This is a genomic window from Halochromatium sp. NSM3 (assembly GCF_059621085.1).
The window spans coordinates 25,364-40,291 of sequence record NZ_JCAQIA010000032.1 but is presented as its reverse complement, the minus strand read 5'-3'; the positions used below and the strand labels follow the sequence as shown (position 1 = coordinate 40,291).

Sequence of the window (14,928 nt, the reverse complement as noted above, 5' to 3'; positions counted from 1 at the left end):
CTCCCACAGGGGACTTTCACCCCATCAGTTCATGCCCAGGCCGGGCGTACACGAGGCGCTCGTTCGGACGCAAACTACGCTGCGCTTCGTTTGCGCCGCACAGCTTTAACGTTATGCAGTCACTACCAAGCTATGTTGACATGCGTCACGTGACGCAATACAATTTGCTGCATGATCAAATCTTTCGCTGATAAACGAACTCGAGAGCTTTACTCCACAGGCAGGTCAAAGAAATTCCCTGCGGATGTTGCACCGAGAGCCGCCAGAAAACTTGAATACGTGAATCTGGCCATTCAGCTGGAGGATCTGAAAGTGCCGCCCGGCAATCGTCTTCACCCACTGTCGGGAAGCAGACAGGGGTAGCACGCAATTTCAATAAATAATCAATGGCGTATCTGTTTTCGTTTTGAGGATGGCGATGCGTATGAGGTCGAAGTCTGTGACTACCACTGAGTGAGGTGATGACTATGGCTATTCCAAATACTGCCGGCATGCAGCGCAAGCCGACTCATCCTGGTGAGATGCTGAGAGAGGATTTTCTGCCGGACTATAGCCTGACGGTTACGGGGTTGGCTGAATCTTTGGGTGTCTCTCGCCAGTCAGTTAATGAACTACTGCGTGAGCGTCGTGCTGTCAGTCCTGAAATGGCGCTTCGGCTTGCCCGTTTGTTTGGTAACTCTCCAGAATTCTGGCTGAATGCGCAGCGATCTGTTGATCTTTGGGCGGCGGCTCAGTCGGTCAAGGAAGAAGTGGATCGGATCAAGCCGCTACATGCTGCATAACAGGCGCTTGGCGCTCAGGTACAGGGGCTGCCCCCAGAGCCAACGCGGACAAGCGCTGCCCCCGTTGCTCATGGGTCCGCAGGTCTTGACACGCGCGCAGCAGCGGGGCCTCTTCGCCCGAGCGGCAGCGGCGGATGCGCCCATTGGCCTTCAGGCGCAGGCGAAACGGGATCTGCTGCTCACGCAGCGCCTCAACCCAGGCGCGCCCGACGAACTCGCGGTCGGCGAGCAGGGAGGCCAGCGGCTGCACCGGGAACGTCTCGCGCAGGCGCGCGAGCAGTTCGACGCGCTCGGCGGTGTTGGCCTTGATAGCGTCGAGTTCGGTCACGGTCAGAACAACGCCTGGTTGGTAAAGCCCTATTTTATCAAGGATGAAAGCCTGGGTGACTTCTTCTATCATGTCACTCGCATGCTCTACCGAGAGCTGAATCGCCGCAGTCAGCGGCGCAACTACAACTGGGCGGGCTTTGCCGAACTGATAAGACGAATGGCTATACACCAAGCAAGCACAGAAAGACGCAAAGAAACTGGCCTCCAGTGGGTTGGTCTACTGTTGCTAAGCCGCCACAAGAGTGAGGTCAGGCTTGCCTTGCCGGGCGCGGTCGTCGACGCGCCGGTCGGGCCGGCCATGGCATGCGCTCGAGCACCTGCTCGAACAACGAGGGGTGGGGCTGAGCGAAGAAGCGCTCGGCGGCCGTGGTGCCATCGGGGCGCGTGATCGGGAAGTTGTGTAGCGTACTGAACAAGGATGGACCTTAGGCGACGGGCCAGAGCAAGACTAGGAGTCGGCCACCACCTGATCACGCCCCGCCGCCTTGGCCTGATAGAGCAGGACGTCGGCGCGCGCGAGGAGTTCGTCGAGGGTGTCGCCTGGGTGGTAAGCGACGACGCCAATACTCAGCGTGACGGCCCGGTTGCAGCCGGGGACATCGATTGACTCACGGGCGTCGCGGCAGAGCGCCTCCGCCAAGCGCTGGGCGTCAGCGATCGTACAGTCGCTGAGCAGCATCACGAACTCGTCGCCGCCCCAACGGGCGACGAGGTCGATGCCGCGGTGCCGACCTTTGGCGAGGCTGGCGACCTGCTTGATCACCGCGTCTCCGGCCAGGTGGCCGTGCTGGTCGTTGATATGTTTGAAGCGGTCGATGTCGAACATCAGCAGCGACAGCGGCCGTTGGTGGCGCTCGGCATGCGCGATTGCTTGTTTGTAGAGTGTCTCGAAGCTTTCTCGGTTGTAGAGTCCCGAGAGCTTGTCGGTGGTCGCCATGCGCTCGAGCCGCGTCTGGAAGCGGTGCACGCTAAAGGCGCTGATCAACAGCACGATCAGAGTGATGCCGGCGCTGACCGCGAGGTTGCGATAGAACGCGGTGCGCAGTGAGGCGAGGGCACTGCGCTCGAGCTGCTCGACGATCAAGACCCAGTCGAGTTCGGGAATATAGCGGTAGCGAACGAAGACGGTTCCGTCGGGTCCGGTGTAGCGTAGCGACCCTTGCTCGCCGCTGAGAATCTGGTCGGCGACAGCGCGAATACCCTCCCTTTCGTTGATATTGGCCGTGCCGATCAGTGTTTTTTGGACATGGCTCTGGACAATGCCGATGCTGTTGACGAAGAAGATGTCCCGGTCGTAGCGCTCCTTGTACTCGGCGATCAAGCTCGACATGGTCGCGACTTCGAGCCCCAACCCGGTGATGCCGAGGTAGTGTCCTTCGTGATCCTGGATCTTGTGGTTGATGAAGATGGTCAGCCGATGCTTGGCGGCTTCGTTGGTGTCGATGTCGACCCGATAGGGGCTTGGGTGCGAGCGCATCGAGAAGAACCATTGATCCTTCCTTGATGTCGGTGAGACGGTTTTTAGGATGCCGTCGAAATGGTAATACCGATGGCTCAGGTCGGAGACGACGAAGGCGGAAAAGACGTCGTATCTCTCCTGGATGGCTTTTAGGTAACGCTTGACCTGCTCCGGATCGCGCTCTCCGCTGGTCATCCAGTCGATGAGGAAGGTGTCGTGCGCCATCAGCGAGGCGATATAGATTGGCCGCAGCAGGCTTTCTTGGATGTCGGAGTAGATGTTGTTGCTGGTTAGCGGCAGCGTGTTGCGGACCAACAGCTCGCGCAGCGCATCACTGGAGACGCGCAGGCTGTAGAGGTTGACCGCGAGGAAACCGGCAACCAGGATCGCCCCAAGGGTCAGGATCAGCCGATTGCCGCTGGAGATGCTGATGCGCACGCGGTCGATTCCGAGTAGATGGCTGTTAACGGCAGTTCCGCAGCGTTTGCTTCGCTGGGTTCGGATTTGGGCTCGAGTGTGGGCTCAGGCGGCGGCGAGGCTGGGAGTCATCCGGTGCCAATCGGTGGCCTGCTGCAGTCGGTGGGCGATGTTGAGCAGTCGTCCTTCCTGAAAGACGTCTCCAATCAGCTGCAGTCCAACCGGCATGCCGTCGGCTGGCGCGACCGGGATCGAAAGGCCGGGCAGGCCAGCCAGGTTGGTGGCGATGGTGTAGATGTCGTTCAGGTACATCGCGACCGGGTCGTCGCGCTTGGCGCCGAGCGCAAAGGCGGTGCTCGGGGTGGTTGGGCCCATGATCACATCGACCTGCTCGAAGGCGCGGCGGAAGTCGTCGCTGATCAGATGCCGCAGCTGCTGGGCCTTGAGGTAGTAGGCGTCGTAGTAGCCGGCCGAGAGCACATAGGTGCCGATCATGATTCGGCGTTTGACCTCGGTGCCGAAGCCTTCGGCGCGGCTGCGCTTGTAGAGGTCTTCGAGATCCTTCGGCGCCTCGCAGCGATGGCCGTAGCGCACGCCGTCGAAGCGGGCAAGGTTCGATGAGCACTCGGCCGGGGCAACCACGTAATAGACCGGGACCGACAGGGGCGCATTGGGCAGGCTGATCTCGTGCACGCTGGCGCCGAGTGCTTCGTACTCCTTGATCGCGGCCTCGATCGAGGCGGCGACGCCTGGGTCGAGTCCCTCGCCGAAGTATTCCTTCGGCAGGCCGATCTTGAGGCCGGCGATTTCGTCCTCGAGCTGAGCGCTATAGTCCGGCACCGACGCGTTGGCGCTGGTCGAGTCGCGCTCGTCGAAGCCGGCCATCGCCTGTAGCACCAGCGCGGCATCGGCGGCGCTACGGGCGAGCACACCGGCCTGATCCAAGCTGGAGGCGAAGGCGATCATGCCCCAGCGCGAGCAGCGTCCGTAGGTCGGCTTGATGCCGGTGATGCCGCAGAAGGCCGCCGGCTGGCGGATCGAGCCGCCGGTGTCGGTGCCTGTGGCCGCCACACATAGTCTCGCTGCGACCGCCGCAGCTGAGCCACCTGAAGAGCCTCCAGGAACCCGCTCGCGATCCCATGGGTTGCGTACCGGGCCGAAAAAGCTGGTCTCATTCGACGAGCCCATCGCGAACTCGTCCATGTTGGTCTTGCCCAGCATCTGCGTGCCGGCGGCCTGCAGGCGCTTGACGACGGTGGCGTCATAGGGTGCGACGAAGGTATCGAGCATGCGCGAGCCGCAGCTGGTCTTGACGCCGTTGGTGCAGAAGATGTCCTTGTGGGCGATCGGGATGCCGGTCAGCGGTCCCGCCGTGCCAGCGGCGAGCTGCTGATCGGCGCGCTCGGCTGCGGTCAGCGCCTGCTCGGGGGTCACCGTGATATAGGCGTTGATGCGCGCGTCGAGCTGTTCGATGCGTGTGAGATAATGTTCGGTCAACTCACGAGCGGAGAATTCGCGCGCGCGCAGCGCGGCGGCGAGGGCGGTGATCGATTGCTCGTGCATGGCGCTCACTCGACCACCCTCGGCACCAGGTAGAGGCCGTCCTCGGTCTGGGGTGCGATTTGCTGGAAGTGCGCGCGCTCGTTGGTCTCGGTGACGCGATCGGCGCGCAGCCGTTGTGCCATGTGCAGCGGGTGCGCCATGGGCTCGACCCCGTTGGTGTCGACGCTGCGCATCTGTTCGACCAGGTCGAGGATGTTGCTGAGTTCGGCGCTGAAGTGATCGAGTTCGTCATTCTTCACGTCGAGCCGGGCGAGGTGCGCGATCTTGCCGACGTCGCTGGTGTCGAGGGCCATAATATTAGGTGCTTCGCAAGCTGGTTGAGATGGTGCCGTGCGGGTGCCATGCGGGTTTGGGTTCGGCGCGCTCGAGCCGTCCGGCCGAAACCTGTTTCTGCTATCAAATTACCACAAGCAATCCTGGGTGCGCAGGCGGCAGGCGTTGCGCTCACCGATGATCCGCTTGCTCGTGGGAGGCGTCGTTGCTAAATTAGACGCGATTATTCTCGTGGAAATCCCGTCAAGAACACGCCTTGTTCCCCTTTGACTGCGTCGACCGGTTAGGTCTCGCCTACACGCGCCCATGCATCAGCTGATTCCCCGAGGCCCGTGCTCGATGCGATCTTCTCGGCGCCGAGTCCGCTGGGACTTCACTCGATCAACCCCTTATCACTACTTGGTGCCCTCTATTTTGCGCCGCACCAAGTTCCCGTGCCGCTGACCGGCGCGCTGCGCATGTACACGCTGGAGTGAGCTATCCATGTTCCTGAGACGTATCCGAGGGCTGTTTTCGAACGATCTGTCGATCGACCTCGGAACCGCCAATACGCTGATCTATATCCGCGGGCAGGGCATCGTGCTCGACGAGCCTTCGGTGGTGGCGATTCGCCACGAACACGATGGCGGGCGTAAGTCGGTGGCGGCGGTGGGCGAGGAAGCCAAGATGATGCTCGGGCGTACGCCGCAGAACATCACCGCGATTAGGCCCTTGAAGGACGGTGTGATTGCCGACTTCACGGTGACCGAGAAGATGCTCCAGTACTTTATCCACAAGGTGCATGAGAGTCGGCTGATCCGCCCCAGTCCGCGCGTGCTGGTGGGCGTGCCCAGCGGCTCGACCCAGGTCGAGCGACGGGCGATCAAGGAGTCCGCCGCCGGCGCGGGGGCGCGGGAGGTCTATCTCATCGAGGAGCCGATGGCCGCCGCGATCGGTGCCGGGTTGCCGGTCGATGAGCCGCAGGGCTCGATGGTACTGGATATCGGTGGTGGCACCTCGGAGGTGGCGGTGATCTCGCTGAACGGCATCGTGTTCTCGAACTCGGCGCGGATCGGCGGCGATACCTTCGATGACAGCATCATCAACTATGTGCGGCGCAATTATGGCACCTTCATCGGCGAGGCTACCGCCGAACGCATCAAGCATCGGATCGGCACCGCCTTTCCCGGCAATGAGATGCTTGAGATCGAGGTGCGGGGGCGGAATCTCGCCGAAGGCATGCCGCGCAGTTTTACGCTCAATAGCAACGAGATCCTGGAGGCCCTGCAGGAGCCATTGCATAGTATCGTGAGCGCGGTCAAGAATGCGCTCGAGCAGACGCCGCCGGAATTGGGCGCCGATGTCGCCGAGCGTGGGATCGTGCTCACCGGCGGCGGTGCGCTGCTGCGTGATCTCGATCGCCTGATCGCCGAGGAGACCGGGCTGCCGGTGGTGGTGGCCGAGGATCCGCTCACCTGCGTGGCGCGCGGCGGCGGCAAGGCCTTGGAAATGATCGACCAACGGGGGCTGGATCTGTTCTCGGTGGAATGAGTGCGAGGGCGCGGCCGAATTGCTCGCTTAGGCGACGCGGAGGTTCTTCGCTATCAACACGTTATTCGATCGTAGGCCAGCGCCGCTGCTGCGGCTGATGATTGCCGTGTTGCTGTCGTTTGGCCTGATGTTTGCCGATGCGCGCGATCGACATCTTTCCTGGGTGCGCTCGACGCTCGCCGTGGTGGCCTATCCGGTCCATTGGCTGGCCTCGCAGCCGAGCCAGCTCGCGCGAACGCTCGACAGCCGCTTCGCGACCGAGGCCGATCTGCGCGAGCGCAACGCGCTGCTCGAGCATGAAAACCTGGCCTTGAAGGGGCGCATGCAGCGCTATCTCGCCCTGCAGGCGGAGAACAGCCGGTTACGGGATCTGCTCGGTTCCTCGTTCAAGGTCAGCGATCGGGTCTTGGTCGCGGAGCTGTTGCAGGTCGAACTCGATCCCTATCGACAGCAGGTGTTGGTCGATAAGGGCACCTCCTCGGGGGTCTATGTCGGGCAGCCGGTGCTCGATGCCAATGCCGTCATGGGCCAAGTCGTGATCGCCAATCCGCTCACCGCCACCGTGCTGTTGATCACGGATGCCGATCATGCCTTACCGGTGCAGATCAACCGCAATGGGCTGCGCACCATTGCCACCGGTACCGGTCTGGTCAACCAATTGCGATTGCCGCATCTGCCGAAGAATGCCGATGTGCGCGTGGGGGATCTTCTGGTCACATCCGGCATGGGCGGGGTGTTTCCCGCCGGTTACCCGGTCGCGCGTATTGTCGAGGTCGCCGATGATCCGAATAGCTCGTTCGCCACGGTGAATGCCGAGCCGACAGCGCGCCTGGATCGCAGCCACGAGGTGCTGCTGGTGTGGACGGTCGAGCCGGTGCAAGTCGCGCCCAATACCTCCGCGCAGGCCATTGATAACCAGCTCATCTCGGTTCCGCCCGTGGGTGCGCTGGAGCAGCCAGGGGACCGCTCGTGAGTGGGCTCCCGCGCAAGGGGGTTTTCGCCGCCCTGACCTTGATCATTGCACTGACCTTGACCATCGTCCCGATGCCGTCCTGGGCGGATGACTACCGCCCGCAATGGGTGACGCTGATCTTGATCTACTGGTGCTTGGTGATGCCCACCCGGTTCGGCATCTTCACCGGCTTTGCCGTCGGGATCGCCCACGATGTGGTCTCGGGCGCGTTGCTCGGCGAGCATGCCTTGTCGTTGTCGGTGGTGGCCTATCTGGCGGGCGAATTGCACCGGCGCATCCGCGCGTTTCCGCTCTGGCAGCAGGCGGTGGCGATTTGGCTCTTGCTGCTGGTCGAGCGCCTGCTCTCGCTTTGGGTCTTGGGGGCGACCGGCCAGCCCACGCCCACCCTGGCCTATTGGCTGCCAACCTTTGTCGGCTTGCTGTTCTGGCCCTGGCTCAGCCCCTTGCTGGATCGGCTGCGGATGTCTGCGGGCATGGCCTGAGTGAGCGCTGACACCACGGATTGAGTCAAAACGATGCTTGCAGAAGTCTTCGCCGATCGACGCGGTGAGAAACGCCTGTTTCGCACCCGCGCGCTCTTTCTGGCGGTCTTGGTGGTGCTCAGCCTGGTGCTGATCGGGATGCGGCTGTTCCAGCTGCAGGTAGTGCGCCATGCGCACTTCACGACGCTCTCCGACGATAATCGGATCAAGATCCAGCCGATGCCGCCGACCCGCGGCCTTATCTATGATCGCGATGGCGTCTTGCTGGCGGATAATTTGCCGTCCTATGCGCTGACCATCGAGCCGGAGAAGGTCGACGATCTCGCCTCGACGATCACCGAGCTGTCGGAGCTATTGCCGATCTCGGAGCTGGACCGCGAGCGGTTCCGGCGGCTGTTGCCGCAGCGCCGCCGCTTTGAAGGCGTGCCGATCCGGCTCGATCTCAGTCAAGTCGAACGCGCCCGTTTCGCCGTGCAAAGCCATCGGTTTCCGGGCGTGGAGATCGCCGCAGAACTCTCGCGTTCCTATCCCCAGGGCGTGCATACCGCGCATGTAGTCGGTTATGTCGGCCGGATCAACGAGCAAGAACTCGAGCAGATCGACCGCTCCGATTATGCCGGCAGCGCGTATATCGGTAAGGTTGGGGTCGAGAAGTACCATGAGGCCTGGCTGCATGGGCATGTCGGTTATCAACAGGTGGTGGTCAATGCGCGTGGGCGGATCTTGGAGCGACGCGAGGAGAAGACGCCCTTGCCTGGGCGCGATCTGCATCTGTTCTTGGATCTGGACCTACAGCGCGATGCTGCGGCGGCGCTTGGCGATCGGCGTGGCGCGGTGGTCGCGATCGAGCCCGAGACCGGCGGCGTGCTGGCGATGGTCAGCTCGCCGAGCTACGATCCGAATCCCTTCGTTGGCGGTATCGGCTTCAAGGCCTATGCGGCGCTGCGCGATGATATCGATCGGCCGCTCTATGATCGGGCCATTCGCGGCCAGTATCCGCCGGGCTCGACGGTCAAGCAGTTCATCGCCCTGGCCGGGCTCGCGAGCGGGGTGGCCACGGCGCGCGAAGGCAAATACTGTGGCGGTTATTTTCAACTGCCGGGGCATTCGCATCGCTATCGCTGCTGGCGCAGTGGCGGGCATGGCACGCTGGCGATGGAGGATGCGATCGTGCAGTCCTGCGATGTCTACTTCTATCGCCTCGCCCATGACATGGGTATCGAGCGCATGAAGACGCATCTGGCCGAGTTTGGTTTCGGTGAGCCCACCGGGGTCGATATCGCCGGGGAGCTGGGCGGCTTGTTGCCGTCGCCGGAGTGGAAGCGACGGGCGCGCAACCAACCTTGGTTTCCGGGCGAGACGCTGATCGTCGGCATCGGTCAGGGCGCCTTTCTGGCCACACCACTGCAACTGGCGGCGGCCACGGCGGCGGTTGCCAATCACGGCATCTACATGCAGCCGCGCCTGGTGAGTGCGACCCGGGCCAGCCTGGGCGCGCCCCTGGAGCCGACCGACGCGAAGCCTCGAGCGCTGCCGGATAAGGATCCGGCGCACTGGCAGGTCATTGTCGATGCGATGACCAACGTGGTCGAAGGTCGGCGTGGCACCGCAAGCCGTATCCGCAATCCAGACTATCGGATTGCCGGCAAGACCGGCACCTCGCAGGTGTTCACCGTGGGCCAGAACGAGACCTATAACGAGGCCGAGGTGGCCGAGCGCATGCGCGATCATGCCCTGTTTGTCGGTTTTGCGCCGATCGAGAATCCGCGCATCGCGGTGGCCGTCATCGTCGAGAATGGCGGTCATGGCGGCGCAACGGCGGCGCCGATCGCGCGCGCCGTGATGGATAGCTGGCTGCTCGATCAGCGCGTGCCCGCGTCCACCGATCAGGCTGACGAGACGGCCTCCGAGTAATCATGGTGACGCGCAGTGGCACCGCATAAGCTCCGTATCGATCGCGATTCCGGCGTGTTCGACGGTGACTTGCTGGCGCGGCTGCATCTCGATCTGCCCCTGCTGTTGTTGCTGTTGCTGATCTGTGGGTTGGGGCTGATGGTGCTCTACAGTGCCTCCGGACAGTCCGGTGAGCAACTCGAGCGACAACTGTTGCGCCTGGGGATCGCTTTTTTGCTGATGATCGCGATCGCCCAGGTGCCGCCGGTGGTGCTGTGCCGGTGGTCCTTGCCGCTGTTCCTGTTTGGGCTGTCGCTGTTGCTGGCGGTGCTGCTGGTGGGTGAGCAGAGCAAGGGCGCGCAGCGCTGGCTGGATCTGGGGGTGGTCCGCTTTCAGCCCTCCGAGATCCTCAAGCTGGCCTTGCCGATGATGTTGGCCTGGTATCTGTCGATGCGCCCCATGCCACCGCGCCTGCTCGATATCGCGATCGCCGGTCTGTTGATCGCGCTGCCTGTGCTGTTGATCGCCAAGCAGCCGGATCTCGGCACCGCCTTATTGGTCGCCAGCGCGGGGCTGACGACACTCTTTCTCTCCGGCTTGCGCTGGCGGCTGATCATTGGGCTCTGCGTGCTGGTGGCGGCGGCGGCCCCCTTGGCCTGGTCGCTGATGCGCGACTATCAACGGCGCCGCGTGCTGACCTTTCTCGACCCAGGCTCCGATCCGTTGGGCGCCGGCTATCACATCATTCAATCGCAGATCGCGATCGGCTCCGGCGGGCTGCATGGCAAGGGCTGGCTCGGGGGCACTCAGTCGCAACTCGAATTCCTGCCGGAGCGCTCGACCGATTTCATCTTTGCCGTGCTCGGGGAAGAGCTGGGCTTGTCGGGGGTCATCGTCTTGATGCTGCTCTACCTCGCGGTGATCCTGCGCGGGCTGAGCATTGCCGCGCAGGCGGCGGATGCCTACAGCCGACTCTTGGCGGGGTCGGTCACCATCGTTTTCTTCGTCTACCTGTTCGTGAACATGGGGATGGTCACGGGGTTGCTGCCGGTGGTGGGGGTTCCGCTGCCGCTGATCAGTTATGGCGGCACCTCGTTGGTGACCCTGATGCTGGGCTTCGGCATCCTGATGTCGGTGCAAACGCGACGGAAATTGCTTCAAAGTGAGTGAGTTCGCGCTTATACTCAAGGTCGAATCGATGAGCAAGGTTGCCCTTGGAATGCCCAACACGCCGCTCCCAGCCATGCTGACCACGGTTGCCGCCGCGCTGCTGGCCTGGCTCCTATTGACGCCGCTGCCGATCCAGGCCGCCGTGCCTGCGAGCTATGCGGCGGAGCGCGAGGCCTTTATCAACGAGATGGTCGCGCGACATGGTTTCGAGCGCGTCGAGCTGAGGGCGCTCCTGGAGGGCGCGCGCTATCAACAAGCGATCGTCGACGCCATGGACCGGCCCTACGAGGGCAAGTCATGGGGGGCGTACCGGGCGCTGTTCGTGACGCCGGAGCGCATTGCCGGCGGGCGGCGTTTCCTGGCTGAACACGCGCCCTTGCTACGCCAAGCTGAACAGACCTATGGCGTGCCGGCCGAGGTGATCGTCGCGATCATCGGCATCGAGACCAATTACGGCGCGACCCTTGGCCAACATCGCGTGCTCGATGCGTTGAGCACGCTGGGGTTCGCCTATCCGCAGCGCGCGGCCTTCTTTCGCAAGGAACTCGAGCACTTCCTGTTGCTCGCGCGTGAAGAGGCGATTGACCCCCGCGCCGTACGCGGCTCCTATGCCGGCGCGCTCGGCAAGCCGCAGTTCATCCCCTCGAGCTATCGCGCCTACGCGGTCGATTTCGATGGTGACGGGCGGCGTGATCTTTGGGACAGCGATGCCGATGTGATTGGCAGTGTCGGAGCCTACCTTTCCGAGCACGGATGGCTGGCCGGCGAGCCGATCGCCTCGCCGGCCAGCCTGCGCCAGCCACTTGCGGATGGGATCGAGGTCGGCGGGAAACGACCGATCGTGCCGCGCCTCAGCGTCGCTCGGCTCGAACAAGCCGGCGTCGAACCGGCCGCGACGCTGAACCCAAATGCCCGCGCCGCGCTGATCGAACTCGATCGCGAGGGGCCCGAGTATTGGGTAATCTTGGATAACTTCTATGCGATCACCCGTTACAACCACAGCAACCTGTATGCGCTGGCCGCTTATGTGCTGAGCCGGGCGATTGCGGGGTTGGATCAGTAACCGTGGCGATGCGAAGCACGCCTGGGACGGTGGACCACCAGTGCCAGAGGCGACACGGCCGTGCGCCTGTTGGTGGCGTCCTCTGCGTGGCGCTGAGGCTTGGCCTTCTGTGTGGATTGATCATGCTGATGGCAGGCTGCGGAAGCACCTCCAAAACGCCGGCACGTTCGGCGAGCGACATCGCCATTGAGGCCATGCCCAAGGCCGAGCCGAAGTCGCGCTATGGCAACATGGACTCCTACGTGGTGTTTGGTCGGCGCTATTACACCAAGGCCAGCAGCCGCAACCATGTGGAAACAGGACGGGCCTCCTGGTACGGCAAGAAGTTTCATGGCCGCAAGACCTCGAGCGGCGAGCGTTACGACATGCACAGGCTGACGGCGGCTCACAAGACGCTGCCATTGCCGACCTACGCGCTGGTCACCAATCTTGAGAATGGCCGTCGGGCCGTGGTGAAGGTCAACGACCGTGGGCCGTTCGTCGGCAGTCGCATCATCGATCTCTCTTATGCCGCCGCCAAGCACCTGGATATGGTCAATGCGGGCACGGCACGGGTCGAGGTCCGCTCGATCGATCCGCGCGATCATGGCACGGATGCGAAGACATTGTTGCGCTTGGCCTCCGCAACCCCCAAAAATGTTCCCCAAGCGCGCCCGGCGAGCAACAACGTGTATCTCCAGGTTGGCGCTTTCGGCAGCCAGGGTAATGCGGAACAATTGAGGCGCCGGCTCGTCTCGACCCTGGATGCCCCGGTGCTGGTGAAAGCGCCGCTCGCCGATGGCGTGCTGGCGCCGCTATATAAGGTTCAGGTTGGGCCGCTGCGCTCAACCTCCGATGCCGATGCGCTCGGCCGTCGGCTGACGGCCTTGGGCCTCGACAAGCCGCTCATCATCACCCCCTGATCCATCGCATTGGGAAGCCAAGGATCGCAAGCGCAACACCCTCAGATGCGGGTGCCGAGGTTCCCGCGAGCAGGTAAACTCCCGTCCATGCGTTACATCATCTCCATCCTCCTGGCCAGCCTGGTTGTCGTCACGGTTCGGGCCGAGTCTCCACCGCCACCGGATCTGGGCGCCGAAGGCTATCTGCTGATCGATCATGACAGCGGCGCGGTGCTGGCGGCGGCGAATGCCGACACCCGTCTCGAGCCCGCGAGCCTGACCAAGATCATGACCGCCTATGTGATCTTCAGCGAGCTGGCTGATGGCAACATCGCCCTCGATGATCAGGTGCTGATCAGCGAGAAGGCCTGGCGCACCGGAGGCTCGAAGATGTTCATCGAGATCGGTAATCAGGTCGCGGTCGAGGATTTGCTCAAGGGCATGATCATCCAGTCCGGCAACGATGCCAGCGTCGCCCTGGCCGAGCATATCGCCGGGAGCGAGGCGAGCTTTGCTGGCCTGATGAACCAACATGCGCAACGGCTCGGCATGACGCAGACGCATTTCACCAATGCCACCGGCTTGCCCGGCCCCGAGCACTTCACCACGCCCAAGGATATCGCGTTGGTGACCACGGCGATGATCCGCGAATTCCCCGAGTACTACCGCTGGTACTCGGAGCCCGAGTTCACCTGGCAGGGGATCCGGCAGTTCAACCGCAACCGCTTACTCGACAAGGGCGTGGGCGTGGACGGCGTGAAGACCGGTCATACCCAGGCCGCAGGCTACTGTTTGGTCTCGTCGGCAAAGCGCGAGGGTCAGCGGTTGATCTCGGTGGTGATGGGTACCGAAAGCAACGCCGCACGCGTCGCCGATAGTCTGGCGCTGTTGAACTACGGGTTCCGCTTCTTCGAGACCCATCACCTCTATGCGGCGCGCGAGCCGCTTGAGGTGCTGCGGGTCTGGTCGGGTGATCCGTCGACGGTGACGGTGGGACCGGCCACCGAGGTGGTCGTCACCATGGTACGCGGGCGCTTCGATGCCCTCTCGGCCCAGCTCGAACCGCAGGCGATGCTCGAGGCGCCACTCGCTGATGGCGAACAGGTGGGCGAGATCGTCTTGCTATTGGACGCGGAGGTCATCAAGCGTCAGCCGGCCGTGGCGCTCGATTCGGTGGAGCGCGGTGGCCTGCTGCGCCAGGCGGTTGATTCGGTGCTGAAGCTGTTTTAGATGAACACGATCTATCTCAACGGTGCCTTCGTCGCGCCTGAACAGGCGATGATCTCGGTGATGGATCGCGGTTTCCTGTTCGGCGACGGTGTCTACGAGGTGATTCCGGCCTACGCCGGGCACCCATTGCGCGCCGCCGAGCATCTGCGGCGGCTCGAGAACAGCCTGCGCGGGATCGGGCTGCCAGCGCCGCTGTCGCTGTCTGAATGGTCGAGCATCTTCACCCGCCTGCTCGCCGCTGAGCCGGATGCCGATCAGGCGCTCTATCTGCAGGTGACGCGCGGTGCAGCCCCAGTGCGCGATCATCGTTTTCCGGCGCAGCCCTCACCGACGGTGATGGCGATGGCCAAGCCGATGAAGGCGCGTGATCCGGCTGTCGTCGAGGCCGGGATCGCGGTGGTGACGCGCGACGATATCCGCTGGCTGCGCTGTGATATCAAGTCGACCTCGCTGCTCGCTGCCGTGCTGCTGCGCCAGTCGGCGCAAGAGGCGGGTGCCGAGGAGGCCATCCTGGTGCGCGATGGTCTGGCACTGGAGGGCTCGACCAGTAACCTGTTCATCGTGCGCGATGGGCAACTGATCACGCCGCCCAAGGGCCCCTTGCTGTTGGCCGGGATCACGCGTGATCTAGTGCTAGAGCTGGCGAGGACCGAGAAGCTGCCGATCCAGGAACGCGACATCGCGCTCGAGGAGCTGCACCAGGCCGACGAGGTCTGGATCAGTAGCTCGACCCGCGAGGTGCTGGCGGTGACCCAACTCGATGGCAAGCCTCTCGGCTCAGGGCGTCCCGGCCCGCTGTGGCGGCGCATCGATGCACGTTATCAAGCCTTCAAGGCCGATCTGCGCTGCGCGGCGGTCTGAGCGTTGCGAATGCAGGAGACG

At 63.2% G+C, this 14,928-nt stretch carries 15 protein-coding genes and 1 pseudogene; 11 read left to right on the top strand and 5 right to left on the bottom strand.

Going from position 1 to position 14,928, the window contains the following annotated elements:
* Positions 1 to 171: 171 nt before the first annotated feature.
* Both AC54T3_RS13265 and AC54T3_RS13260 read left to right on the top strand, forming a co-directional pair.
* Positions 172 to 453, top strand: a pseudogene (locus AC54T3_RS13265) (type II toxin-antitoxin system RelE/ParE family toxin).
* Between the two features lie 14 nt (positions 454 to 467).
* Positions 468 to 782 carry a HigA family addiction module antitoxin gene (locus AC54T3_RS13260; protein WP_496625431.1) on the top strand — a complete coding sequence of 105 codons (315 nt, stop codon included), beginning with the start codon at positions 468 to 470 and terminating at the stop codon, positions 780 to 782.
* On the opposite strand, the gene AC54T3_RS13255 is transcribed toward AC54T3_RS13260, so the two are convergent.
* From AC54T3_RS13255 to gatC, 5 genes are all read right to left on the bottom strand, one after another.
* Entirely contained in the window at positions 760 to 1,182 is a 423-nt protein-coding gene (locus tag AC54T3_RS13255; protein WP_496625429.1) for a hypothetical protein, read from the bottom strand. The two genes, AC54T3_RS13260 and AC54T3_RS13255, sit on opposite strands and share 23 nt — an antisense overlap.
* A 178-nt stretch (positions 1,183 to 1,360) precedes the next feature.
* Positions 1,361 to 1,528, bottom strand: a complete 168-nt coding sequence (locus AC54T3_RS13250; protein WP_496625428.1) for a DUF6399 domain-containing protein — start codon at positions 1,526 to 1,528, stop codon at positions 1,361 to 1,363.
* A 32-nt stretch (positions 1,529 to 1,560) separates the two neighbouring features.
* Positions 1,561 to 3,009, bottom strand: coding sequence for a sensor domain-containing diguanylate cyclase (locus AC54T3_RS13245; RefSeq protein ID WP_496625426.1), 1,449 nt, complete (start codon positions 3,007 to 3,009; stop codon positions 1,561 to 1,563).
* An 84-nt stretch (positions 3,010 to 3,093) separates the two neighbouring features.
* Positions 3,094 to 4,551 carry an Asp-tRNA(Asn)/Glu-tRNA(Gln) amidotransferase subunit GatA gene (gene gatA / locus AC54T3_RS13240; protein WP_496625424.1) on the bottom strand — a complete coding sequence of 486 codons (1,458 nt, stop codon included), beginning with the start codon at positions 4,549 to 4,551 and terminating at the stop codon, positions 3,094 to 3,096.
* Between the two features lie 5 nt (positions 4,552 to 4,556).
* A complete protein-coding gene (gene gatC, locus AC54T3_RS13235; RefSeq protein ID WP_496625423.1) occupies positions 4,557 to 4,844 on the bottom strand; it encodes an Asp-tRNA(Asn)/Glu-tRNA(Gln) amidotransferase subunit GatC in 288 nt (95 codons plus the stop codon).
* Positions 4,845 to 5,307: 463 nt separating this feature from the next.
* Here gatC and AC54T3_RS13230 point away from each other — a divergent pair, with 463 nt between their 5' ends.
* The 9 genes from AC54T3_RS13230 (at position 5,308) to AC54T3_RS13190 (ending at position 14,907) form a co-directional block, all read left to right on the top strand.
* Complete coding sequence (locus tag AC54T3_RS13230; RefSeq protein ID WP_496625421.1) at positions 5,308 to 6,354, top strand: rod shape-determining protein; 1,047 nt, start codon at positions 5,308 to 5,310, stop codon at positions 6,352 to 6,354.
* A 52-nt stretch (positions 6,355 to 6,406) separates the two neighbouring features.
* Positions 6,407 to 7,327, top strand: coding sequence for a rod shape-determining protein MreC (gene mreC / locus AC54T3_RS13225; protein ID WP_496625437.1), 921 nt, complete (start codon positions 6,407 to 6,409; stop codon positions 7,325 to 7,327).
* Positions 7,324 to 7,809: a rod shape-determining protein MreD gene (gene mreD / locus AC54T3_RS13220; protein ID WP_496625419.1), complete on the top strand. Its 486-nt coding sequence runs from the start codon at positions 7,324 to 7,326 to the stop codon at positions 7,807 to 7,809. The genes mreC and mreD overlap by 4 nt, the downstream gene beginning before the upstream one ends.
* Positions 7,810 to 7,842: 33 nt before the next feature.
* A complete protein-coding gene (gene mrdA, locus AC54T3_RS13215) occupies positions 7,843 to 9,723 on the top strand; it encodes a penicillin-binding protein 2 (RefSeq protein WP_496625417.1) in 1,881 nt (626 codons plus the stop codon).
* Positions 9,724 to 9,738: 15 nt separating this feature from the next.
* Positions 9,739 to 10,872: a rod shape-determining protein RodA gene (gene rodA / locus AC54T3_RS13210; RefSeq protein WP_496625416.1), complete on the top strand. Its 1,134-nt coding sequence runs from the start codon at positions 9,739 to 9,741 to the stop codon at positions 10,870 to 10,872.
* Positions 10,865 to 11,935, top strand: a complete 1,071-nt coding sequence (mltB, locus tag AC54T3_RS13205; RefSeq protein WP_496625414.1) for a lytic murein transglycosylase B — start codon at positions 10,865 to 10,867, stop codon at positions 11,933 to 11,935. The genes rodA and mltB overlap by 8 nt, the downstream gene beginning before the upstream one ends.
* Positions 11,936 to 12,063: 128 nt before the next feature.
* Positions 12,064 to 12,837 carry a septal ring lytic transglycosylase RlpA family protein gene (locus AC54T3_RS13200; RefSeq protein WP_496625412.1) on the top strand — a complete coding sequence of 258 codons (774 nt, stop codon included), beginning with the start codon at positions 12,064 to 12,066 and terminating at the stop codon, positions 12,835 to 12,837.
* An 87-nt stretch (positions 12,838 to 12,924) separates the two neighbouring features.
* The gene (locus tag AC54T3_RS13195; RefSeq protein WP_496625410.1) at positions 12,925 to 14,046 is read left to right on the top strand and encodes a D-alanyl-D-alanine carboxypeptidase family protein; all 1,122 of its coding nucleotides are present in this window, start codon (positions 12,925 to 12,927) and stop codon (positions 14,044 to 14,046) included.
* Positions 14,047 to 14,907, top strand: coding sequence for a D-amino acid aminotransferase (locus AC54T3_RS13190; protein WP_496625408.1), 861 nt, complete (start codon positions 14,047 to 14,049; stop codon positions 14,905 to 14,907).
* Positions 14,908 to 14,928: the final 21 nt, after the last annotated feature.